The sequence below is a fragment of the Pseudoxanthomonas kalamensis DSM 18571 genome (assembly GCF_010211745.1).
Taxonomy (GTDB): Bacteria; Pseudomonadota; Gammaproteobacteria; order Xanthomonadales; family Xanthomonadaceae; genus Pseudoxanthomonas_A; species Pseudoxanthomonas_A kalamensis.
Genome location: NZ_PDWQ01000003.1, coordinates 397,214 through 419,436, shown reverse-complemented (window position 1 = coordinate 419,436; position 22,223 = coordinate 397,214). Strand labels below are relative to the sequence as shown.

At 67.9% G+C, this 22,223-nt stretch carries 17 protein-coding genes; 5 read left to right on the top strand and 12 right to left on the bottom strand.

The annotated features are described in order from the left end of the window. Positions 1 to 31: 31 nt before the first annotated feature. Entirely contained in the window at positions 32 to 1,879 is a 1,848-nt protein-coding gene (locus tag CSC70_RS08235; protein WP_246189359.1) for a D-(-)-3-hydroxybutyrate oligomer hydrolase, read from the bottom strand. A gap of 100 nt (positions 1,880 to 1,979) precedes the next feature. Here CSC70_RS08235 and CSC70_RS08230 point away from each other — a divergent pair, with 100 nt between their 5' ends. Both CSC70_RS08230 and CSC70_RS08225 read left to right on the top strand, forming a co-directional pair. Further along, positions 1,980 to 2,645, top strand: coding sequence for a response regulator (locus tag CSC70_RS08230; RefSeq protein WP_162456180.1), 666 nt, complete (start codon positions 1,980 to 1,982; stop codon positions 2,643 to 2,645). Between the two features lie 36 nt (positions 2,646 to 2,681). Further along, positions 2,682 to 3,263, top strand: a complete 582-nt coding sequence (locus CSC70_RS08225; protein ID WP_162456179.1) for a methyltransferase family protein — start codon at positions 2,682 to 2,684, stop codon at positions 3,261 to 3,263. A 13-nt stretch (positions 3,264 to 3,276) separates the two neighbouring features. Here the strand turns inward: CSC70_RS08225 and CSC70_RS08220 are convergent, their stop codons facing one another. From CSC70_RS08220 to CSC70_RS08210, 3 genes are all read right to left on the bottom strand, one after another. Then, positions 3,277 to 3,765, bottom strand: coding sequence for an NUDIX hydrolase (locus CSC70_RS08220; protein ID WP_162456178.1), 489 nt, complete (start codon positions 3,763 to 3,765; stop codon positions 3,277 to 3,279). A 60-nt stretch (positions 3,766 to 3,825) separates the two neighbouring features. Continuing rightward, a complete protein-coding gene (locus tag CSC70_RS08215; protein WP_162456177.1) occupies positions 3,826 to 7,167 on the bottom strand; it encodes a PAS domain-containing hybrid sensor histidine kinase/response regulator in 3,342 nt (1,113 codons plus the stop codon). 127 nt (positions 7,168 to 7,294) lie between these two features. Continuing rightward, positions 7,295 to 9,511 carry a TonB-dependent receptor gene (locus tag CSC70_RS08210; RefSeq protein WP_211369452.1) on the bottom strand — a complete coding sequence of 739 codons (2,217 nt, stop codon included), beginning with the start codon at positions 9,509 to 9,511 and terminating at the stop codon, positions 7,295 to 7,297. 194 nt (positions 9,512 to 9,705) lie between these two features. Between CSC70_RS08210 and CSC70_RS08205 the strand changes: the two genes are divergently transcribed. The 3 genes from CSC70_RS08205 (at position 9,706) to CSC70_RS08195 (ending at position 14,565) form a co-directional block, all read left to right on the top strand. Further along, positions 9,706 to 11,109, top strand: coding sequence for a GntP family permease (locus CSC70_RS08205; protein ID WP_162456176.1), 1,404 nt, complete (start codon positions 9,706 to 9,708; stop codon positions 11,107 to 11,109). A 98-nt stretch (positions 11,110 to 11,207) separates the two neighbouring features. Continuing rightward, a complete protein-coding gene (locus CSC70_RS08200) occupies positions 11,208 to 13,064 on the top strand; it encodes a DUF1800 domain-containing protein (protein ID WP_162456175.1) in 1,857 nt (618 codons plus the stop codon). A 7-nt stretch (positions 13,065 to 13,071) separates the two neighbouring features. Continuing rightward, positions 13,072 to 14,565, top strand: a complete 1,494-nt coding sequence (locus tag CSC70_RS08195) for a DUF1501 domain-containing protein (RefSeq protein WP_162456174.1) — start codon at positions 13,072 to 13,074, stop codon at positions 14,563 to 14,565. On the opposite strand, the gene CSC70_RS08190 is transcribed toward CSC70_RS08195, so the two are convergent. The 8 genes from CSC70_RS08190 to rlmD all read right to left on the bottom strand — a co-directional run bounded on the left by CSC70_RS08190 (position 14,566) and on the right by rlmD (position 22,213). After that, positions 14,566 to 16,218: an acyl-CoA dehydrogenase family protein gene (locus CSC70_RS08190; protein ID WP_162456173.1), complete on the bottom strand. Its 1,653-nt coding sequence runs from the start codon at positions 16,216 to 16,218 to the stop codon at positions 14,566 to 14,568. It lies immediately after the preceding gene. An 84-nt stretch (positions 16,219 to 16,302) separates the two neighbouring features. Further along, a complete protein-coding gene (locus CSC70_RS08185; RefSeq protein ID WP_246189358.1) occupies positions 16,303 to 17,553 on the bottom strand; it encodes an FAD-dependent oxidoreductase in 1,251 nt (416 codons plus the stop codon). Positions 17,554 to 17,623: 70 nt separating this feature from the next. Then, positions 17,624 to 17,830, bottom strand: coding sequence for a transcription antiterminator/RNA stability regulator CspE (gene cspE / locus CSC70_RS08180; RefSeq protein ID WP_162456171.1), 207 nt, complete (start codon positions 17,828 to 17,830; stop codon positions 17,624 to 17,626). 104 nt (positions 17,831 to 17,934) lie between these two features. Continuing rightward, the gene (locus CSC70_RS08175) at positions 17,935 to 18,681 is read right to left on the bottom strand and encodes an S-methyl-5'-thioinosine phosphorylase (RefSeq protein WP_162456170.1); all 747 of its coding nucleotides are present in this window, start codon (positions 18,679 to 18,681) and stop codon (positions 17,935 to 17,937) included. Then, positions 18,678 to 19,241, bottom strand: a complete 564-nt coding sequence (locus tag CSC70_RS08170) for a hypoxanthine-guanine phosphoribosyltransferase (RefSeq protein ID WP_162456169.1) — start codon at positions 19,239 to 19,241, stop codon at positions 18,678 to 18,680. Before CSC70_RS08170 ends, CSC70_RS08175 begins: the two co-directional genes overlap by 4 nt. Beyond that, positions 19,241 to 20,248: a beta-N-acetylhexosaminidase gene (nagZ, locus tag CSC70_RS08165; RefSeq protein ID WP_162456168.1), complete on the bottom strand. Its 1,008-nt coding sequence runs from the start codon at positions 20,246 to 20,248 to the stop codon at positions 19,241 to 19,243. Before nagZ ends, CSC70_RS08170 begins: the two co-directional genes overlap by 1 nt. A 17-nt stretch (positions 20,249 to 20,265) precedes the next feature. Next, on the bottom strand, positions 20,266 to 20,784 hold the full coding sequence (locus tag CSC70_RS08160) for a CYTH domain-containing protein (protein ID WP_162456167.1): 519 nt from the start codon (positions 20,782 to 20,784) through the stop codon (positions 20,266 to 20,268). 79 nt (positions 20,785 to 20,863) lie between these two features. Further along, positions 20,864 to 22,213, bottom strand: a complete 1,350-nt coding sequence (rlmD, locus tag CSC70_RS08155) for a 23S rRNA (uracil(1939)-C(5))-methyltransferase RlmD (protein ID WP_162456166.1) — start codon at positions 22,211 to 22,213, stop codon at positions 20,864 to 20,866. Positions 22,214 to 22,223: the final 10 nt, after the last annotated feature.

The following is a 22,223-nucleotide window of genomic DNA, read 5'->3' as shown; positions in this document are numbered from 1 at the left end:
CGACCTTGGTCGCGCGGGATCCCGCAACCGGCTACGGTACCGGCAGTTGCGCCGCCTCCACCGCACCGGCACCACGGCCGCGGGCCGGGATCACCGCATCGGCCGGCATGTCGCCCGTACCATTCAGCAGGGCGTCGACCTGATCCAGTCCGGCGTACACGTAGGGCAGCATCGGCGCGTAGCGCGCACCGTAGGCCGGCAGCGCGAGGAAGGCATCGAAATGCTCGCCGTTGCGGACCTGCCAGTAACGCACGTCGCGCCCGGCCGCCTGCGCCGCGGCCACGTAGGGCGCGCTGGTGAAGGCCGGCGGCACCAGACCGTCGTCGGTACCGTGCACGACCACCACCGGCAGCCCCTTGCGCGGCATGCCGGCGCGGGTGGCGGCGATGCCTTCACGGACACGGTCTGCCGCTTCGCCCTGCCCGACGTACAGGTCGCGCAGGCATTGCAGGCCCGGCAGGGTGAAATCCGGCGGCGCCAACCGGGTATCGACGATGCCGACCCCGTTGCCCGGCGGGATGCCGGCCGCATCCGGCCACCAGGCCGCGCGTTCGGCCGCGGTGGCCGCACGTGGACTGAAATCCGGGTTCTGTGCCGAGAACGCGTAACCGCAGGGATGCTCGCCGACGCCGTAACGGCCATAGGCCGAGGCGTAGGTCACCGCCACCGCCCGCCACAGGTCGAAGCCGACGCTGAGCACGCCGGTATGCAATGTCTCATCGGCCCAGCCACGGTCGTGCAACTGTTCATAGGCCGAACGCGCCTGCGCGGCGACGTCCGCGCCCTGCACCAGGCCGGCCGCCTGCAGCGCGGCACAACGCGCCTGCCACAGCGGCTCGACCTGCGCCCGAAGCGGTGGCTGCGGCAGGCTGTCGGCTGGCAGGTGCAGCAATGCGCACGGCATCAGCAACGCGGCCTCGGTCGAGAAGTCGTACAGCGGACGTCCGCCGTGGCTGTCCACGTAGATGTTCGGCTCGCCGGCGACCACCGCATCCAGCCAGTCGCCATCCAGTTCGGCGGCGCGCAGCACCGCGCCGCCGCCGTTGGAAATGCCGACGGCGACGATCCGGGTGTTGTCGAAGGTGAACGGCGCCGCCTGCGGCAGGGCTTCGTCCAGCGCCGCCAGCGCGAACTCGGCCGCCTGCTTCACGTGCCGGCCCCAGTCGGCCTCCGGATTGTCCTGCGAATGTGCGTGCTTGAACGCCACCCCGCTCGCACCTGCCGGCGCATCGGGTGCGAAACCCAGTTCATCGCCGGCATCGGCCGCAGCCAGGGTGCCGTCCAAACGCGCACCTTGCCCGCTGTCGAGATCGACATAGTCGCTGCCCGCGCCCTTGTCGGTATAGGCCACCGCGCAGCCCTTCGGCAGCCCCCAGGCGCCGGCCACGGCGATCGCGCCATACACGCCGCGCGACCCGGATGCCGGCGCGACCAGCACGCAGCGCTTGCCGGTATCGAATGCGTCCGGCACCTGCACCAGCACCCGATGCGGCTGCTTCGCCCCCGGCAGCCGTGCGAAGGCCGCGTATTCGCGCCCCGGCACGCTGGCGGTGCTGCCGTACAGCTGGCCGTAGCCGCCGGTCGGCGACAGGTCGGCGATCCCGCGCCAGTTGCTCCAGATGGCGCGCCGGCGCAGTTCGGCCGCGGTCGGATGTTCGGCATCGGCGAAGGCCGGCGGCGTCATCGCACGCAACCCGTCGATGCCCAGGCCAGCGGTCAGCAGGTCGTCGCTGCCGCGGTATTCGGTGATGCGCTGTGGCGAAATCATGCGGGCCTCCGCGGTTGCCTGCTGGCGCGGTGAAGGGGTGCCGCAGGCCGCCAGCAGTCCGAGCATCAGCGCGCCGGCAGCACGCATTACGGGGAAGGTATGGATATTCATGGCTGCAGGGTAGTCGTCCGCGGCAGGACCGGCATCGTACTTTGGTACCACGCAGCAGGCGAGCATTCCTGCTACGGTGAATGGCACAGGACGTTCTTCCATGCCCAAGCTGCTGATCGCCGACGACCACCCGCTGTTCCGCGCCGCCCTGCGTGGCGCCGCTGCCGACGCCGTGGCGCAGATGGCGGTGCTGGAAGCGGAATCGCTGGACGGCGTGCTGGCCGCGCTGGAATCCCATCCCGACATCGACCTGGTCCTGCTCGACCTGCACATGCCCGGCAATCACGGTCTGGCGGGACTGGCGGCGATCCGCGCGCAGTTCCCGGCGGTGGCCGTGGTCGTGGTCTCGGCCAACGACGACCCGCGCGTGGTGCGCCGCGCGCTGGACCACGGCGCGGCCGGCTACCTGCCCAAGAGTTCCGGCCTGGAGGAACTGCGCGAGGCGATCCGCAGCGTACTGGCCTGCGAGCAGTGGCTGCCGCCCTCGCTGCGTGGCGCGGTGGCGCGCGCACAGTCGTCCAGCCACGACACCGAACTGGCCGCGCGCCTGGCCAGCCTGTCGCCGCAACAGTTCCGGGTCCTGACCTACGTGGCCCAGGGCCTGCTCAACAAGCAGATCGCCGATCGCCTGGACGTGCAGGAACGCACGGTCAAGGCGCACCTGTCGGCGATCTTCGACCGCCTCGGCGTGCGCAACCGCACCCAGGCTGGAGTGGTGCTGCGCGAACTCGAACTCAGCGACCCGGCACGCCAGGTCGAAGCCTGAATGCGCGACCCGGCGCAAGCCGGGTACGCTTGCCGCATGACGCCACCCTTCGAGATTGCGCTGAAATCCGGTTGGGCCGTGCTGCTGGGCTACTGGACCGTCTCCGGCCTGCGCGCCAAGCGCGCCAGCCGTGCGCAAAGCCGCGGCGCGGAATGGCTGAAATACTGGTTGCCGCTGGGGCTGGCCTGCGTGCTGATCGGCCCCGGCCACTGGTTCGAATCACTGCCCTGGCTGAAGCGCCACTTCCTGCCCGAGTCCAGCATCCTGGCTTGGGCCGGCCTGATCGTGGCCTACGCCGGTTTTGCCTTGGCAATCTGGTCGCGCGCCGTACTCGGCCGCAACTGGAGCGCGGTGGTGCAGCTGAAGCAGGACCACGAGCTGATCGAATCCGGCCCGTACCGCCGCCTGCGCCACCCGATCTACACCGGCCTATTGCTCGGCTTCATCGGCACCGCGCTGATGATCGACGAACTGCGCGGCCTGCTGGCGGTCGCCATCGTGTTCGTTTCGTTCTGGCGCAAGCTGAAGCTGGAAGAACGCTGGCTGCAGGAACTGTTCGGCGAACACTACGTTCGCTATCGGCAGCGCACCCGCGCGCTGATCCCCGGCCTGCTGTGAACGCCGGAACGCCTCAGATCCGCGAATAGCGCCAGGACTGCATCCGCCCGTTGCGGTACGGCATCACCCCGTGGAAGGCGCGCGGGTCGGCGTCGAACACCAGCGGCAGGAACTCGCGGTCGCCCTCCCACATCGGCAGGTCCATGATTGCGTCCACCGGAATCCATTCCAGCGTGCCTTCCGGATTGCGCGTCAGCGGCGTGCCCTCGAAGGCGTCGATGACGAAGACGAAGCCCAGCCAGTCCTCGCCCTGCTTGCCGAAGCCCGGCCAGCTGATGGTGCCGCGCAGCTGCAGCGAGGTGCATTCGACCCCGGCCTCCTCGCGGATCTCGCGGCGCATGCCGGCGACCACATCCTCGTCTGGCTCCAGCTTGCCGCCGAGGCCGTTGTACTTGCCCAGATGCTGGTCGTCCGCGCGCGCGTTGCGATGGATCATCAGCACCTGGCGGCGGTCGGACGAGAGCACATAGCCCAGGGTGGCGACGATCGGGGTATAAGGCATGCGGCAGGACCGGAATCGGGAAACGCGCATTGTAAGCGCCACCCCGCCGGGGTCGCCGACTCAGGCCTGCATGCGTCGCGCAAGCATGCGGTCGAGCACCGATTTCAGCGCCAGCGGCCGCACCGGTTTCTGCAGCATCGACAGGCCGGTATCCAGCACGGCCCGCCGCACCTCGCCGCCATCGTCGGCGCTGAGGATCAGCGTCGGCCGCTCGCCATGCCGTTCGGCCAGCCGCAGGTACAGCGCCACGCCGGTATCGCCATCGTCCAGGTGGTAATCGAACAGCCACAATGCGGGCTGATGCGTCTGCAATACGCGCTCGGCGGCAACACCGTTGGCGACCGCATCGACCGTACAACCCCAGCCCTGCAGCAGTTGCCGCAGCGCCGCCAGCGCCGCCGGATCGTTGTCGACCAGCAGCACATGGATACCATCCAGACCGACGCGGACAACGACCGGCTCCTGTCCCGCGGCGGCTGTCGCCATCGGCAGCGACAGCGAGAACACCGTGCCCCGCCCCAGCCGGCTGCGCATCCGCAGCGGCGCCCGCATCAGCCGGGCGATGCGATCGGCGATCGCCAGACCCAACCCGAGTCCCTGCCCGGCCACGCCGTCGCCGCGTCGGAATTCCTCGAAGATCAGTTCCTGCTGCGCCTCGGCAATGCCCGGACCGGTGTCGTGAACCTCGATCCGCCAGCGCCCGCCTTCGCGGCGCACGCCCAGCAGCACGCTGCCTTGCGCGGTGTAGCGCACCGCATTGGCGAGGAAATTCTGCAGCACGCGCCGCAGCAGTTGCGGGTCGCCATGCACCCAGCCGGCACTGGGCAGGTAGCGCAGGCGCAGTCCGCGATCGGCAGACAACGCACGGAACTCCGAAGCCAGCGGTTCCAGCACCTCGGCCAGCGGAAAGTCACGCGCTTCCGGCACCAGTCCGCCCGCCTCCAGCCGCGACATGTCGAACAGGCCGGTCAGCAGGTCGCTGGTCGAATCCAGCGCGCCGCGCACCTGCGCCAGCGACGTCCGCTGCGGCCCGCTCAACTGCTGCGACAGCGAATCGGTGAACAGCTGTGCGGCATGCAAGGGCTGCAGCAGGTCGTGGCCCACGGCGGCCAGGAAGCGGCTCTTGGCATCGTTGGCGCGCTCGGCCTCGCGCCGTGCCTGATCCAGGCTGGCCGTGCGTTCCTGCACGCGCTGCTCCAGGGTCTCGTTGCTGCGCTTCAGTTCGGCCTCGGTATCGCGGAACGCGGTGACGTCGGTGAAGGTGGCGACGAAGCCGCCGCTGGGCATCGGGTTGCCGCGGATCTCGACCACGGTACCGTCCGGGAATCGGCGTTCGGCCACGTACGGGGTGCCGGCATGCATGTGCTGCAGGCGCTTGCCGACGTCATGCGCCGTGCGCTGCTCGGAAGCGCCGAGCCGGCGCAGGTTGTAGTGGACCAGGTCGGCCACCGGCACGCCGATCCGCAGCAACTCCTTCGGATAGCCGAACAATTGCGCATAGCGGCGGTTCCAGGCCACCAGCTTCAGTTCGCGGTCGACCACGCTGATGCCCTGGCTCATGTTCTCCAGCGCCGCCTGCAGCAGGCGCTGGTTGAAGCGCAGGTCCTGCGAGGCCTCGCCGACGATCGCCGCCACCGTGTCCAGGTCCGGCCCGGCTTCGCGCCGCGCCGCGTCCAGCAGCAGCCGCGCCGAGGCGCTGCCGAGCACTGCGGCCAGTTCGCGCTCCAGCCCGGCCTCGATCGCCGCCGGCACCGGGCCGCTGGCCGGCGCGCCGCGCAGCAGTTCGTCGACCCGTTGCGACGGCAGGAAACGGCGGCCGGCGTTGCGCAGGGTCTGCAGGTCCGAGCCGCGCGCCTCGCTGCGGTGCGGCGCACTGCGGCGCGAGGCCAGCAGCAGCGTGACCGCGGTGCCCACGCACAGGCTGGTCCCCACCGCGCGCGCCAACCGGCTCCAGCCGGTCAGGCCGAACATCGAGTCCGGCGCCAGCCAGGCCAGCCCCCACGGCCCCTCGCGCAGCCATTCGCCCGCAGCCCCCGACGATGCCACCAGCATCGGCACCAGCATCACCCAGGCCCAGACCAGGAAGCCGGCCAGCACCCCGGCGGTCGCGGCGCGCGCCGGGGTCTGCGGACGCCAGACCGCGAACGCCAGCGCCGGAGTCAGCGTGGCCAGCGCCGAGAACGACACCGCGCCGACGTCGGCCAGCGCCTCGTTGCCTCCGAGCAGGCGGTTGTAGCTCCAGCCCAGCAGCATGATCGCCACGATGCAGGCGCGGCGCAGCATCAGCAGGCCGCCGCGATGGTCGTCGCTGCGCCCGCGCGACCAGGTGCTGCGCAGCAGACCCGGCGCGAACCAGTGGTTACCTATCATCAGGCTCAGCGTCAGCGTGCTGACGATGACCATGCCGGTGGCCGCGCTCAGGCCGCCGAGGAACACCAGCAGGGCCACTCCGTCGTAGCCCTGCGCCATCGGCACCGCCAACGCGTACATGTCCGAAGAAACGCGGTCCCCCAGCATGCTTGCGCCAGCACGTGCCAATGGCAGTCCGGGAATCGCGATCAGCAGCAGGTACAGCGGAAACTGCCAGCGCGCGGTGCGGATGTCGCGATCGTCTCGGCATTCGACCACGCCGACATGAAACTGGTGCGGCATGATGAACATGCCCAGCGCACCCAGCAGCACCAGAGGCACGAATCCGCCGACCGGCTGCGCCTGCACCGGTGCCGGCAACGAGACCTCGCGCAACTCGGTCAGGCCGAACCAGACGAAAGCGCCCAGCACCAGCATCGCCACCAGCTTGAACACCGACTCGAAAGCGATCGCCAGCACCAGGCCGCGGTTGTGCTCGATGGCACTGGCCCGGCGGGTCCCGAACAACATCGCGAACAAGGCCATCGCCAGCGCCAAGTACAGCGAACCGTCGCGCCACAGCGGCGGCATGCCATAGTCGCCGGCGGACAGTCCGGCGGTCAGGGTCGCGAAGCTCTGGGTGACGGCACGCAGCTGCAGCGCGATGTACGGAATCAGTCCCAGCGCCGCGATCAACGTCACCGTGGCCGCCAACCATGCGTCCTTGCCTAGCCGGGTGGCGATCAGGTCGGCCAGCGAGGTGGCGTTGCTCTCGCGCGCCAGCCGCACCAGCCGGATCATGAAGAACACCGCCAGCAGGTAGAACAGGATCGCGCCGACAAAGGTCGGCGGCAACGGCCAGCCATAGCGGACCGCCTGGGTCACCGTGCCGTAGAACGTCCACGAGGTGCAGTGCACGGCCAGCGACAGCGCGTACACGTGCCGCCATTGCCGGGCGAACGCCCCGGCATGTCGTTCGGCGTAGAGCGCGGTGCCGAACAGCAGGGCCAGCCACAGCAACGCGGCGATGACGACCACGCCCAGGCTCAGCATGCCGATCCCGTGCGGGTCAGGTCGTTACGGGGAATGGCGCGACGTGCTGGCATCGGCCGAGCATAACGCGACGGCGGCAGGCCTTGCGCCTGCCGCCGTCGTTTCATTGCCCGAAAGCGCGTCCGACTCAGAAGTCGAAGCGGGCGGTCAGCGAGTATTCGCGCGGCGGCCCGTAGAAACCGGAGAGGATGCCCAGCGCTGACTCCAGATTGTAGCCGGTGGTACGGTACTCCTCGTCGGTCAGGTTGCTGCCCTGCAGTGAGAACGACCAGGCATCGTTCAAGCGCCAGATCACACCGGCGTTGAGCAGGCCGTAACCCGGTTGCTTGATCGCCTCGCTCAGGTCGGTGGTCGGATAGACCTCGGACTGGTAGACATAGCCCACCCGTGCCGACAGGTTGCCGCCATTGGCCAGATCGGTACGGTACTCGACGTTGATCGCGCCGGAGAACTCGGGCGCATTGGTGAACTTCTGCGTATCGGCGACGTTGACGCCGGCGCTGATGAACTCGTCGTACTTGGCGTCCAGCCAGGCCAGGTTGCCGCTGATTAGCCAGTGCGCGGTCGGCAGCCACTGGTATTCGACCTCGACGCCGTCCACCGTGCCCTTGCCGGCGTTGGTGAAGTCGCCGAAAAACTGCGGATTGCCGTTGCCGTCGATGTACTGGGTGAACACCGAGAGCTGGATGTCCTCGTAAATGTTGTGGAACGCGGACAGGTTCAGGAATAGCGTCTGATCCAGCAGACCCATCTTGGCGCCAATTTCGTAGCTGTCCACGCTCTCGTCGTCGAACGGCTCGCCCGAGCGCGGTACCGCGGTCGTATTGGCACGGATGTTGTAGCCGCCGGACTTGAAGCCACGCGAGGCAAGACCGTAAACCATGATGTCCGGGGTGATCTGATAGTCAAGCGAGACTTTCGGCGAAACGTTCTTAAAGTTGATCGTCTTGTCGAAATTCGCCGCCACCACACCGCTCGGAATGGTGAACGTGTCATCGGTATAGCCGATGTTGTAGGCAACTGCGTGCTTGTCCTCATCAGTATAGCGCGCACCCACGTCGAGCTTCAGTTTCTCGGTCAGGTCCACGGTCCAGTCGGTATACAGCGAGAAGCTCTTGGTGTTGACCACACCCTGAGTGTCGCCGAAGCTCAAGCCGAAGAAATTGTTCAGCACCTGGCCGCCGGCGTCGCCGTCGAACAAGTACACACCCATCACCCCGCGAGCGCGGCCGCCAGCGTCGAAATTGGCCTGGAACTCGTTGCTGACCTGGTTGTCGCTGTAATACGCACGCACATCGGCGACCGGGTACGGTGTCATGTCGAAGTCGATATTGGTCTCGGTGTCCGACTCGCGTTTGGCGCCGATGTACTTCAGCACCCAGTTGTCGTTCGGCCGCCAGGTGGCAGTGACCGAGGCACCCTTCATCGTGGTGTCGTTGACGTTGGCCATCGCACTGTAGATGTCGTAGCGATCATCCATCGGGGTATAGGCCGCCAGACCCGGGAACAGGAAATTGGCAGTCGGGCTGGTATTGGCCGACAGCAGCTTGCCGCCACGAACGCCGGACTGGTCGTCCATCCAGTCCAGGGCAAACTGCACGTCGAAATCGTCCGATGCGTAGGCACCGAGCTGGAAGCGTGCGGCGTTGATTTCCTTGTCACTGACGTCCTGGCCGTTGTACAGGTTCTCACCGTAGCCGTCGCGGTTCATGCTGGCCACCGAGACCCGGGCGCGCAGACCGCTGTCCTTGCCCCCGATGGGGCCGCCGATGGCCGCCTTGGCGTCCAGCTGGTTATGACTGCCCACGGTGATCGAAGCGAAGCCGTCCACCTCGTTCGGCAGGCCGCGCGAGATGTACTTGATCGCGCCACCGATGGTGTTCTTGCCATACAGGGTGCCCTGCGGGCCGCGCAGCACCTCGATGCGCTCGACGTCGAACACGTCCAGCAATGCACCTTGCGGGCGGGCGATGTAGACATCGTCCAGGTAAATGCCGACGCCCGGATCCACGCCCCACAGCGGATCGGCCTGACCGACACCGCGAATGTACGCGGTCACCGTACTGGTCGAGCCGCGGGCGGCGTAGATGGTCAGATTTGGGACCTGTGCGTCGAGGTCGCCGATGTCCTCGACGTTGAGCTTCTCGAGGGCTTCCGGGGTGAATGCGGTGACCGCGACCGGAACTTCCTGCAGGGTCTCCTCGCGCTTGCGGGCGGTGACGGTGACAGCGTCCAGAGTCCGTGCCTCGCTGGCCGGCGCTGCGCTCGCGCCATCCTGCGCCCAGACTGCCGCCGGTGACATCAACAAGCCGGCAATCGCCAGGCTCAAGTGCTTGCGCTTCATTCGTTTTCCCCTCCTCCGGGTACTACCAGATGCGGCAACGGGGGGTCGCCGGTTCGACGGCAAGACTAGGCACTTGCCGCGACCGCATCACTTGTACCTTCGTACAGGGGACGCCCCGTAGTGGCGGGACCGATACTGCCGACCCTGCAATGGGCGGACCATGAGTTCGGTCGTGCCCGGAAAGGAGTCTGTCGATGTCGTTCCTGATCGTGCTGGCAGCACTGTGCTTCCTGATGTTCGTGGCCTACCGCGGCTACAGCGTCATCCTGTTCGCGCCGATCGCGGCGTTGGGCGCGGTGCTGCTGACCGACCCGTCGCTGGTCGCGCCGATGTTCACCGGCCTGTTCATGGAGAAGATGGTCGGCTTCCTGAAGCTGTATTTCCCGGTGTTCCTGCTCGGCGCGGTGTTCGGCAAGGTCATCGAGTTGTCGGGCTTCTCCAAATCGATCGTCGCCGCCACCATCCGCCTGGTCGGCCCGCAACGGGCGATGCTGGCCATCGTCCTGGTGTGCGCGCTGCTGACCTACGGCGGGGTGTCGCTGTTCGTGGTGGTATTCGCGGTGTATCCGTTCGCGGCCGAACTGTTCCGCCAGAGCGACATTCCCAAGCGACTGATCCCGGGCACGATTGCGCTGGGCGCGTTCACCTTCACCATGGACGCCCTGCCCGGCACCCCGCAGATCCAGAACATCATCCCCACCGCGTTCTTCGGCACCAATACCTGGGCCGCGCCGATGCTCGGCACGCTGGGCAGCGTGTTCATCCTGATCATGGGCCTGAGCTATCTGGAGTGGCGCCGACGCGGCGCCAGACGCGCTGGCGAAGGCTATGGCGACCCGGCCAGCCTGATCAACGAACCCGAGCCCTTCGAGGGCGGCAAGCTGGCCAATCCGCTGATCGCGATCCTGCCGTTGCTGCTGGTCGGAATCAGCAACATCGTGTTCACCCACTATATTCCGCAGTTCTACGGCAGCAGCCACGAATTCGTTCCCTCGGTGGTCGGCAAAGCCGCGCCGGTAGTTCAGGACGTATCCAAGATCGCTGCGATCTGGGCCGTGCAGGGCGCGTTGCTGGTCGGCATCCTGACCGTGCTGGCGTTCGCCGGACGCACGGTGTTGGGCCGCTTTGCCGAAGGCACCAAGAGCGCGATTGGCGGCGCCCTGCTGGCCTCGATGAACACGGCATCCGAGTACGGTTTCGGTGCGGTGATCGCCGCCCTGCCGGGCTTCCTGGTGGTGGCCAACGCACTCGGCTCGATCCCCAATCCGCTGGTCAACGAGGCGATCACGGTCACCTCGCTGGCCGGCATCACCGGTTCGGCCTCGGGCGGCATGAGCATCGCCCTGGCGGCGATGGCCGACAGCTTCATCGCCAATGCCAACGCCGCCGGTATCCCGATGGAAGTGCTGCACCGGGTCGCGTCGATGGCCTCCGGCGGCATGGACACCCTGCCCCACAATGGCGCGGTGATTACCCTGCTGGCGGTCACCGGCCTCAGCCACCGCCAGTCCTACAAGGATATTTTCGCGGTCACCGTGATCAAGACCAGCGCCGTGTTCTTCATCATCGGCCTGTACTACGCCACCGGACTGGTCTGATCGCCAATGCGGGCGGGTGAAGTTGTGCGCGCCGTCGCATTGATTTCACGACATGCCTGCTATTTTTCCGGGGAGCCTCCCCATCCGGAAACCGGCACATGGCGTCTCCCGTCTCCCGTCTCTGGCAGTTTTCCCCGGTTTCCCGCCCGCACAGCCTGAATTTCGGCGAGCCTTCCGTGCTGGCGGACGACACCTCGCTGTCGTGGATCGACCCGCAAGCCGTGCTGAAGGCGCGGGTACGCAAGCGCCATCGGGAACTGTACGGCTATCGCGGAGTGCAGATGCCGGCCACGCGCGAGATCGATCCGGCCATTGCGGGCACCGGGGAGGCCCAGGCCAGCGCCGGGCTGGCGCGTGCGCGCCTGCTGACCCTGGCCAAGCCGCCGTTCGCCGTGCAGATGCTCAACAACCTGAGCTACGGCGCCACCGCGGCCAGCATCGCCGAATTCAACGCGCTGGGCAGTTCCGACCTGCAGCGGCTGGCCAACTGGGTCGACTGGCAGCTGGACTGGCAGACGATCGACGACTCGGCACTGGAGCAGCGGCTGACCAGCAACGGCTACACCACCCTGGGCAAGTCGCTGACCCAGCTGTGGACCGACCACGTGGCCTCGGACCCCGAATACTCGGTGCGCATCCGCCCCGCCAACGAAGTGCAACGCGCCTCCTACGTGCGCGCGACCTATTCGAAGCGGCAGCTGCGCGAGGTGATGGTCAATTTCTGGCATGCGCACTTCAACGTGATGGGCACCGACTTCAGTGCCGGCCCGGTATTCGTCCACTACGACCGCGACGTGATCCGCGCCAACGCCTTCGGTAACTTCCGCACCATGCTGGAAGCGGTGGCGACGAGCACTTCGATGCTGTACTACCTGGACAACATCAACAATTCGCGCTCCGGCCCCAACGAGAACTGGGCCCGCGAACTGCTGGAACTGCACACCTTCGGCGCGGAAAACTACCTGGGTTTCATGGACCCGTTCCAGGTCCCGCCTTGCCCCGAGGACCCCAGCCTGCCGATCGGCTACACCGACATCGACGTGTACGAAACCGCCTCCGCCTTCACCGGCTGGTCGGCCAAGAACGGCCATTGGCAGTTCCCGGACGAGGACGACGGCACCTTCGTCTACCACCAGTCCTGGCACGACGCCGGCCCCAAGTTCCTGCTCGGCATGCTGCTGTACCCCGAGCAGCCGGCGATGAAGGACGGCCGCGACGTGCTCGATCGCCTGGCCAGCCATCCGCGGGTGGCCAAGTTCATCTGCAAGAAGATCATCCGTCGCTTCATCAGCGACACACCCTCGCAGCAGCTGATCGACAGCGCGGCGGAGATCTTCCGCGCCAACTGGCAGCAACCCGACCAGATCGAGAAGGTGCTGCGGCACATCCTCAATTCCGACGACATGTACAACGCCTGGGGGCAGAAGATCCGGCGCCCGTTCGAAGCCACGGTGGCGGCGATGCGTGCACTGGGACAGGACTGGACCCTGCGTCTGGATCACGACACCAGCAATACCTTCATGTGGCGGGCCGGCTTCACCGGTCACCTGCCCTACGCCTGGCCGGCGCCGAACGGTTACCCGGACGTCGGCGAAGCCTGGGCCGGCTCCAATTCGCTGGCGATGACCTGGAAGCTGGTCAACTGGATGACCGAGACCCAGGACAACAGCGTGCCGATCAGCCCGATCCTGGCAACCACCCGCAGCAATGTCGCCCAGTGGACCGCCAACAACCTGGTCGATTTCTGGTGCCGGCGGCTGCTGGGCTACCTGCCCAGCGCGGCGCGGCGGCAGCGCCTGGCCGCGTTCATGGCGCAGAACGGCGACCCGGCCAGCTACGTCATCACCGACACCGACAGCTGGGCGGCCAGCGACCTGAAGCGCCACTACAACCAGCAGCGCCTGCGCAGCATGGTGTCGCTGATCCTGCTCTCCCCCGAGTTCTTCACCCGCTGAGGCCGCCATGACCGATTACACGCTGACGCGCCGCGAATTCGTCAAGGGCTGCTGCGGAGCCGCCGTGGTCGGCGCCGCCGGTTCCACGCTCATATTCGCCGGCGATGCCGTCGCCGCGGCCAACAGTTACGACACCGTGGTACACCTGTTCCTGCGCGGCGGCTTCGACGGGCTGAACCTGGTGGTCCCGGTCAGCGGCAACGACCGCACACATTACGAAGAGGCCCGCCCTAGCCTGTCCATAGACGCCAGCGGCACCTACGGCGCGTTGCCGCTGACCCTGTCTTCCGGTGCGGCCACCGGTTTCGGCCTGCATCCTTCGGCCACCGGGCTGCGCGACCTGTGGAACGACGGCAAGCTGGCCATTGTCCATGCCTGTGGCATGGCCACCACGGTGACCCGCAGCCATTTCGACGCCCAGCTGTACATCGACCTCGGCACGCCGGGCAAATACGGTTCGCCTACCGGCTGGATGACCCGCGCCTGGCAGACCCTGCCGGGCAGTCCGGCCGCGACGATGCCGGTGCTGGGCGTGGCCGGCACCCAGCCGGCCAACCTGATCGGGGCCAGCGATGCACTGGTGATGAGCAGCCCGACCGATTTCCAGCTCAACGCCGGCGCCTGGGCCTGGCAACAGGTGCGCGATGACTCTCCCACCGGCTTCAAGGGTCACAACGAAACCCTGGCCGAGATGTGGGCTGGCCGCACCGGCATCGAGATCAGCGGCGCGCGCGCCGAAGCCGCGCTGGACACCATCAAGCGGCAGTCGTTCGCCTCGTTGCCGGGCAACTGGCCGACCGGCACCTTCGCCCAGCAGCTGTGGACCATCGCGCAGTCGATCCGCTTCAACCTGGGCCTGCGCTTCGCCACCCTCGACCTGGGCGGCTGGGATACCCACGAAGGCCAGGGCACCGCCGGCAGCGGCTACCATTACTACCAGAACAAGATCGCCGAGCTGTCGCAGGGACTGAGCGCCTTCTTCGCCGAACTGGCGGCCGGCGGGCAGATGTCGCGGGTGACCCTGGTCGTGCAATCGGAATTCGGCCGCCGCGTGCGTGCCAACGCCAACGGCGGCACCGACCACGGCTACGGCAACCCGCTGCTGGTGCTGGGTGGACCGGTCAACGGCCGGCGCTTCTACGGCAGCTGGCCGGGGCTCGACCCGGTGGTGCTGTCGCCCACCTTCGGCGACATTCCGGTCACCACCGATTACCGCCGGGTGTTTTCCGAAATCATGATCCGGCGCATGGCCAACCCCAATCTGTCCACCCTGTTCCCCGGCTACGCCGGCTATGCCCCGCTGGGCATCGTGCAGGGGACCGACCTGGCGCCGACGGCCTCGGCCGCCGCCGTGCGCAGTTCGGCGACGCCATCGCCGGCCGCAACTGGGACTGGCGAAAGCTCTTCGTCCAGGCTTACCGATACGCAGCTCTCGCGACCGCTGCCCGCTTCCCGCCTGCGCGGTCCGGTCGACCGCACCCTGTATCGGCGCGAACGCTGATCAGGGCAACGCCCTAGCGATCATTCCGTCGAAATCGAGGTCGTCGGGCAAGGTGCCGAACGCCAGACCATGCCCGCCGTCCAACCGGCTGCGGACGAAGGCACTGGCGATCGGACTGCCGGCCTGCAGCAACGCAGAAGCCTGCAGGGCCAGCGCCAGCTTTTCGGTCCAGCTGCGGGCGCCGGCTTCCTGCAGCTTGCCGCTCTCCAGCGCCGCGCGCAGGCGCCCCATGTGCACGTCGAAGACCGGCTCGCGGCCGCAACCGGCCAATAGTTCGGCCAGCAGTGCCGCCGCCGTGTCCGGTTCGCGCGATAATGCGCGCAGCACGTCCAGGCACTGGATGTTGCCGCTGCCCTCCCAGATCGAATTCAGCGGCGCCTGCCGGTACAGCCGCGGCAGGATCGATTCCTCCACGTAGCCGGCGCCGCCCAGGCATTCCTGCGCCTCGTTGACGAAGGCCGGCGCGCGTTTGCAGATCCAGTACTTGCCGATCGCGGTGGCGATCCGCGCCAGCGCCGCCTCGCGCGGATCGCGCGGCGCGGCATCCACCGCCCTCGCCACCCGCAGCGACAGCGCCAGCGCGGCCTCCGACTCCAGCGCCAGGTCGGCCAGCACGTTGCGCATCAGCACGTGTTCGAGCAACCGCTTGCCGAAGCTGCGGCGATGCCGCGCGTGGTGCACGGCCTGGGCCAGCGCCATGCGCATTTCCGCGGCCGAACCGAGCATGCAGTCCAGCCGGGTCAGCATGACCATCTCGATGATGGTGGCCACTCCGCGCCCCTCGTCGCCGATCCGTCGCGCCCAGGCACCGGTGAACTCGACCTCACTCGACGCATTGGCCCAGTCGCCCAGCTTGTCCTTCAAGCGCATCACCCGGAACGCATTCTTCCGTCCATCCGGCAGGCGCCGCGGCAGCAGCAGGCAGCTCAGCCCGCCCGGCGCCTGCGCCAGCACCAGCCAGCCGTCCGACATCGGCGCGGAAAAGAACCACTTGTGCCCGACCAGCCGGTATTCGCCCTCGGCGGCCAGCGGCACGGCCTCGGTGGCGTTGCTGCGCACGTCCGAGCCGCCCTGCTTCTCGGTCATGCCCATGCCGATGGTGATGCCGACCTTGTCCGCGATCGGCACGTCGCGCGGGTCGTAATGCGGCGCGGCGGCCTTGTCGGCCCATTCGCGCAGCGCCGGTTCGCGGCGCAGCACCGGCACCGCGGCATGGGTCATCGTCAACGGGCAACTGGTGCCCGCTTCGGCCTGATGATGCAGGTAGCTGAGCGCGGCGCGGGCCATATGGCCACCGGCGTGCGACCCCTGCCACGACAGCCCGGCCACGCCATGCGTCTTCGCCGCGTCCATCAACCGGTGGTAGGCCGGATGGAATTCCACCGTATCGATGCGGTGACCGAAACGGTCGTGGGTCTTCAGCCGCGGCTTGTCGCGGTTGGCGTCGAAACCGATCCGGTACAGCTCGTCGCCGGCCAATGCGCCATAGTCGGCCAGTGCGGCCGCGAAATCGCCGGCACCTTCGCGTTGCACGGCTTCGCGCAGGGCGATGTCGTCGGCCCACAGGTCACGGGGCCCGAACTCCGGCGGCTGGTTGTCGACAACGTGGGTTTCGAACGCATTGTCGTTGCGTGTCTGCGGCGGTACGGACATCGGCCCTCCTCTGCGGCGGCTCCTGCCCGCCAACCGATCCTGCCCATACCTTAGCGCATGGTGATGGCCGATGCCGCCACCTGCTCAGTCGTTCGGATCGCCGGGTGCATGCCGCGCCATCGCTGCGATGAAGCCCGGTTGCAGCGGTAGCCGGCCGAACCAGCCTCGCTGGGTGTCGCTGAGCACCCGCAGCATGTGGCCGCGACCACCCGGCAAACGGCCCAGCGGCAGGAACGACAGATCGCGCAGGCGGGCAAAGGTGTCGTGTTCGGACTGGAACAGCGGCGTCAGCCAGCGGCTCCAGAACTGGTAGATCGCCACATGCCGGCGGCGGCGCAATTGGTACTGCGCCAGCGCTTCACCGGTGCCGGCGCATTCGCGCAACGCGTCGCGCAGCGCCTCGGCATCCTGCAAGGCCATGTTGACGCCTTGTCCGAGTTGCGGACTCATGCCGTGCGCGGCGTCTCCAACCAGCACCATGCGGCCGCTGTGCCAATTTTCGTGCAGGACGATGTCCCGGTAACCGGCGCGCGCCAGATCCACATGCCGGGTGACCGGTTCCAGCCACTCGCCGGCCTGCGGCCAGATCGCGGCCACTTCCGACTTCCAGACCTGCAGGTCGCCCGCAGCCCAGGCCTCGAAGTCGCAGGACGGCAGGCTCCAGAAGAAGCTCAGGCGCGGCACGCCGTCGCCGGGACGGGTGCCGACCGGCAGCAGTCCGATCATCTTGCGCGCCGCCACGTAGCGCTGACGGAGTTCGTTTCGGCATGGCCAATCCAGAGCCGGCAACAGGCACCATAGAGCGCCCCACGGGTATGGCCGTTCGACTCGCCGCCCCGGCAGCGCCGAACGCAGACCGGACGCCGACCCATCGGCGGCGATCACCAGATCGAACGGCCCGTGCCAGCGGCCCTCGCCGTCGCGCAGGCGGCCATGCTCGGCATCGACCGCTTCGATCCTGCAGCCGGCATGCAGGCCGGCGCGGTCCCGCCAGGCTTCATCCAGCAGCGAAAACAAGGCTCCGCGCTGCATGCCCAAGCCAAACAGCCGCGCATCCAGCGCCGCGTAGCGCATGTCCATGACCGACCGACCCTTCGGCGTTTCCCCGTACAGACGCGCGATCGGCGCACCGTGCGCCAGCACCGCGTCCAGCAGGCCCATCCGCCACAGCACCTGCAAGCCGCTGGGCTGCAGCAGGAAACCGGCGCCGACCGGGCCCGGCTGTGGCGCCTGTTCGAATACCCGGACGCGATGGCCATCGCGCGACAGCAGCACCGCCGCGGCCTGGCCCGCCGTGCCGTAGCCGACGATGGCGATATCCATGACCGTATTCATGCAAGCCGCCCCGCCGTCGCCCACAAAAAACCCCGCCGAAGCGGGGTTCGGAAAATTCCGGAGCGAATGCTCACTCCACCGGAGTGATGTTGGACGCCTGCGCGCCCTTCGGACCTTGCGTCACTTCATAGCTGACGCGTTGGCCTTCCTGCAGCGAACGGAAGCCCTTGGAGTTGATCGCGGAAAAATGCGCAAACACGTCCGCGCTGCCATCTTCCGGGGTGATGAAGCCGAAGCCCTTCGCGTCGTTGAACCATTTAACGGTACCGTACGGCATAGCACTGATGTTCCTGGGTGGATTTGGGGTACGCAGACCTGTCGGAAAGACAGGCATGCTGGCGGAGTATGCAAATTCGCCACCGGCTTGACAATCGGTGCGGCTCAGCCCCTGGCCAGCTCCGCCACCAACTCGGGCAGGCCGGCCGAAGCCGCCTCGACGTTGGCCAGCACCTCGGCCAGGGTGATTTCCTCGCCGACACCGCAGCCAGCGGCCCAGTTGGCGACGATCGCCAGGCAGGCGTATTCCAGCCCCAGTTCGCGCGCCAGCCCGGCTTCCGGCATCCCGGTCATGCCGACCAGATCGCAGCCGTCGCGGCGCAAGCGGGCGATCTCGGCACGGGTTTCCAGTCGCGGCCCCTGGGTAACGCCGTAGCAACCGCCGTCCACCACCGCGGCCCCGGTCACCCGCGCCGCCGCCAGCAGCTTGAGCCGCAGCTGCTGGGTGTAGGGCTCGCCGAAATCCACGTGCAGCACCTCACTGCCCGGTTCCTCGCACAGGGTCGAGACCCGGCCCCAGGTGTAGTCGATCAGCTGGTCCGGACAGGCCAGCACGCGCGGACCGTAGGCCTCGCCGATGCCGCCGACGGTGTTCAGCGCCAGCACCCGCTGCGCACCGGCCTGCTTCAGCGCGGCGAGATTGGCACGGTAGTTTACCTGGTGCGGCGGCACCGAGTGGCCTTCGCCGTGGCGAGCCAGGAAGGCCACGCGCTGGCCGAGCAGGCTACCGATGCGGACCGGGCCGGAAGGCTTGCCATAGGGCGTGTCGAACTCGCGACTGTCGACGTCCTGCAGTTCGGCTAGCCGGTACACCCCGGTGCCGCCGATCACCGCCAGCGCGATCCGGCTCACGCGTCGTCCTTCAGCGCGTAGATGTCGGGCAGGCTGCGGCCCTGCTCGTGAAAGTCCATGCCGAAACCGAACACATAGCGGTCCGGCACTTCCAGCCCGACGTAATCGGCGCTGACGCCATCGACCACGCGGTCGTGCGCCTTGACCGTCATTGCCGCGATCCGCACGTCGGTCGCGCCCTGCTCCAGACACCACTGCCTGACTGCCGCCAGCGTATAGCCTTCGTCGAGGATGTCGTCGACCAGCAGCACACGGCGGCCGTACAGCGCGGTGGCCGGCCGGTGCTTCCACACCAGGTCGCCGCCGCTGGTCGCGCCGCGATAGCGGGTGGCATGCAGGTAATCGAAGGTCAGGTCGATGCCGCGCGCGCCCAGCTCCAGCGCCAGCTGGCCGGCGAACGGCAGCGCGCCGTGCATGATGCTCAGGTACACCGGCACCTCGCCGGCGTAGTCGCGGGCGATGACCTCGGCCATGTCGGCGATGGCCGCGTCGATCCGCGCGCGCGGCACCACCACTTCGGCCTGGGCCAGCGCGTCGGCCAGTTTCGGCGCCGTGCTCATCAGGCCACCGTCCCGGACGTGGCCGGCAGCCGCGATTGCGCCGCATCGTAGCGGGCGTCGGCCAGCAGCCCGTCCCAACCCAGCGCGCCGCGACCGATCAGGCCCAGCAGCGCGGCAGTGTTGAGCATGCGACCTTCGACCGCGCGCAGCGATTCCTCGACCAGCTTCGGCGCGCACACCAGCACCACGTCGCAGCCGGCATCCAGGTGGTCGTCGATGCGCGCCTTGACCCCGCCGGCAGAGAACGCCGCCGCCATGCCGATGTCGTCGGAGAACACCACGCCGCGGAAACCCATCTCGCCGCGCAGGATCTCCTCGATCCAGCGCCGGGAATACCCGGCCGGTTCCGGCGCCACGGCCGGATAGACCACGTGCGCCATCATCATCGCATCGGCGCCGGCGTCGATCCCGGCCACGAACGGCACCAGATCCTCGGCGCGCAACGCCTCCAGCGGGCGCGGATCGACGGCATCGTCGAAATGGGTGTCTTCCAGCACGCTGCCGTGGCCGGGGAAGTGCTTCAGCGTGGCCGCCATTTCCGCCGAATGCATGCCGCGCACGTAGGCGCGGGTGAATTCGGCCACCACCTGCGGGTCGGCGGCAAAGGCGCGGTCGCCGATGGCGCGATTGCCGCGCGCCAGATCCACCACCGGGGCGAAACTCAGGTCCACGCCGCTGGCGCGAATCTCGCTGGCCATCAGCCAGGCGTGCTCTTCGGCCATCGCCAGCGCCTGCTGCGGGTCCTGCGCGTACTGCGCCTCGAACTGCTGCAACGGCGGCAGCGCGCTGTAGCCTTCGCGGAAGCGTTGCACGCGGCCACCTTCCTGGTCGACACAGATCAGCTGCGGACGCGGCGCGGCCTCGCGGATGGCGGCGGACAGTTCGGCCACCTGCTGGCGCGAAGCGAAGTTGCGGGTGAACAGGATCACCCCGGCCACCGCATCGTGTTGCAGCCAGTCGCGCTCCTGCGCAGTCAGTTCCAGTCCGGAGACGCCGATCACGAGCATGGGGAAATCCTAAGGGTTCAGGGAATGTCGGTAGCAAGGCGCTCGTCCTCGCTCCATTGCGAGTACGGGCGCGAGGCCAGGGCCAGATTGTAATAGCGCAGCACGTCGGTCACCTGCCGCCCGGCCCAGTCCGGCAGCGCGAAGGCCTCGTCGGCGGAATCCAGTTCGATCTCGGCGACCACCAGCCCGGCATTGTCGCCGAGGAATTCGTCCACCTCCCACAGATGGCCGGCGTGCTCGACGTAGTGGCGGCGCTTCTCGATCCGCCCGCCGACGCACAACTGCAGCAAGGCCTGCGCATCGACGACCGGGACCGGGTATTCGAATTCCTGTCGGGTAGTGCCCGGCTGGCGCGACTTCAGGTTGAGGAAAGCGGCATCGCCTTCGATCCGCACCCGCACCGAGGCCTTCTGCTGCCCGCCCTCGACCATCGACAGGTCGTTCAGATAGCCCTGCGCCATCGGCCGCATCTCGTGCGCTGCGGCGCGCCAGCCATCGCCGGCAACCAGAAACTTGCGTTCGATCTCGATACCCATGATTTCCGCTTCTGTTTTTGATCGTCATCCCGGCGAAAACCGGGATGACGATGTCGAGGGTGCCGCAAAAACACCAGGATCACCGTTCGAACAATGCAATCGATTCCACGTGCGCGGTATGCGGAAACATGTCCATGACCCCGGCCTGGCGCAGGCGGAAGCCGCATTCGTTGACCAGATAGCCGGCATCGCGCGCCAGCGAGCCCGGATGGCAGCTGACGTAAACGATGCGGCCGAACTGCTTCAGCGGCAGCTGCTGCAGCACCTCGATCGCGCCCGAACGCGGCGGGTCCAGCAGCAGCTTGTCGAAGCCCTGACGCATCCACGGCGTCCCGCGCTGGTCCTGGGTCAGGTCGGCGGCATGGAAGCTGGCGTTGCCCAGCCCGTTACGCTGCGCGTTCTCGCGCGCCCGCGCCACCAACCTGGCATCGCCTTCCACCCCGACCGCCTCGGCCACCCGCCGCGCCAGCGGCAGGGTGAAATTGCCCAGCCCGCAGAACAGGTCGAGGATGCGGTCACTTGGCTGCGGGTTCAGCAGTTCGAAGGCACGCGCGATCATCTTCTCGTTGAGCCGCGCATTGACCTGGATGAAATCCAGTGGCCGGAACACCAGTTCGACCTCCCACGGCGTCAGCCGGAACGCCAGTTGCGGCGCCTGCGGCCACAACGGATGCACGCTGTCGATGCCGCCGGGCTGCAGGAAGATCGCCCAGCGATGCGCCTGCGCGAACGCGGTCAGCGCGGCCCGGTCGTCGTCGGACAAGGGCTGCAAGTGGCGGAACACCAGCGCCACGCCGTCGAACTCGGCATCCGGATCGCCGGCGATGAATTCGATCTGCGGGATATCCGCGCGCGCCTGCAGGCCATCGACCAGCGCCGCCAGCTCGCCGATGCGCTCGCCGATCTGCGGGATCACCGTATGGCAGACCGACAGTTCGGCGACGAATCGCGGGTCCTGCTCGCGGAAACCAACCAGGGTCTTGCCCTTCTTCTCGACCCGGCGCACCGAGAACCGGCCCTTGCGCCGGTAGCCCCAGCTGTCGGCGGTCAGCGGCGGCAGCACCGTTTCCGTGGCGACATGGCCGATGCGCTCGAAATTCTCCAGCAGCACGCGCTGCTTGGCGGCGATCTGGCGGTCCTCGGCCAGGTGCTGCAGCACGCAGCCGCCGCAGGTGCCGAAATGTGCGCAACGCGGCTCGACCCGGTCGGGCGAGGCCTGCAGTACTTGCAGCGTCCTAGCCTGGTCGAAATGCCGGCTTTTGGCCGTCTGCTCGGCCAGCACGCGCTCCCCGGGCAGGGCGCCGGAGACGAAGGTGACCTTGCCGCCCTCGCCTTCGCGGCGGGCGACGCCACGTCCGTCGTGGCTCAGGTCGAGGATGTCGGCTTCGAAAGGGGTGCGGTCGATGCGGGGAGCGCGATGGCGGGCCACGTGGCGGGGG

Bases quoted from the DNA above. Each gene is read 5' to 3' on its own strand.
- CSC70_RS08235 (WP_246189359.1), bottom strand. From the start codon at position 1,879: ATGAATATCCATACCTTCCCCGTAATGCGTGCTGCCGGCGCGCTGATG.
- CSC70_RS08230 (WP_162456180.1), top strand. From the start codon at position 1,980: ATGCCCAAGCTGCTGATCGCCGACGACCACCCGCTGTTCCGCGCCGCC.
- CSC70_RS08225 (WP_162456179.1), top strand. From the start codon at position 2,682: ATGACGCCACCCTTCGAGATTGCGCTGAAATCCGGTTGGGCCGTGCTG.
- CSC70_RS08220 (WP_162456178.1), bottom strand. From the start codon at position 3,765: ATGCCTTATACCCCGATCGTCGCCACCCTGGGCTATGTGCTCTCGTCC.
- CSC70_RS08215 (WP_162456177.1), bottom strand. From the start codon at position 7,167: ATGCTGAGCCTGGGCGTGGTCGTCATCGCCGCGTTGCTGTGGCTGGCC.
- CSC70_RS08210 (WP_211369452.1), bottom strand. From the start codon at position 9,511: ATGAAGCGCAAGCACTTGAGCCTGGCGATTGCCGGCTTGTTGATGTCA.
- CSC70_RS08205 (WP_162456176.1), top strand. From the start codon at position 9,706: ATGTCGTTCCTGATCGTGCTGGCAGCACTGTGCTTCCTGATGTTCGTG.
- CSC70_RS08200 (WP_162456175.1), top strand. From the start codon at position 11,208: ATGGCGTCTCCCGTCTCCCGTCTCTGGCAGTTTTCCCCGGTTTCCCGC.
- CSC70_RS08195 (WP_162456174.1), top strand. From the start codon at position 13,072: ATGACCGATTACACGCTGACGCGCCGCGAATTCGTCAAGGGCTGCTGC.
- CSC70_RS08190 (WP_162456173.1), bottom strand. From the start codon at position 16,218: ATGTCCGTACCGCCGCAGACACGCAACGACAATGCGTTCGAAACCCAC.
- CSC70_RS08185 (WP_246189358.1), bottom strand. From the start codon at position 17,553: ATGAATACGGTCATGGATATCGCCATCGTCGGCTACGGCACGGCGGGC.
- cspE (WP_162456171.1), bottom strand. From the start codon at position 17,830: ATGCCGTACGGTACCGTTAAATGGTTCAACGACGCGAAGGGCTTCGGC.
- CSC70_RS08170 (WP_162456169.1), bottom strand. From the start codon at position 19,241: ATGAGCACGGCGCCGAAACTGGCCGACGCGCTGGCCCAGGCCGAAGTG.
- nagZ (WP_162456168.1), bottom strand. From the start codon at position 20,248: ATGCTCGTGATCGGCGTCTCCGGACTGGAACTGACTGCGCAGGAGCGC.
- CSC70_RS08160 (WP_162456167.1), bottom strand. From the start codon at position 20,784: ATGGGTATCGAGATCGAACGCAAGTTTCTGGTTGCCGGCGATGGCTGG.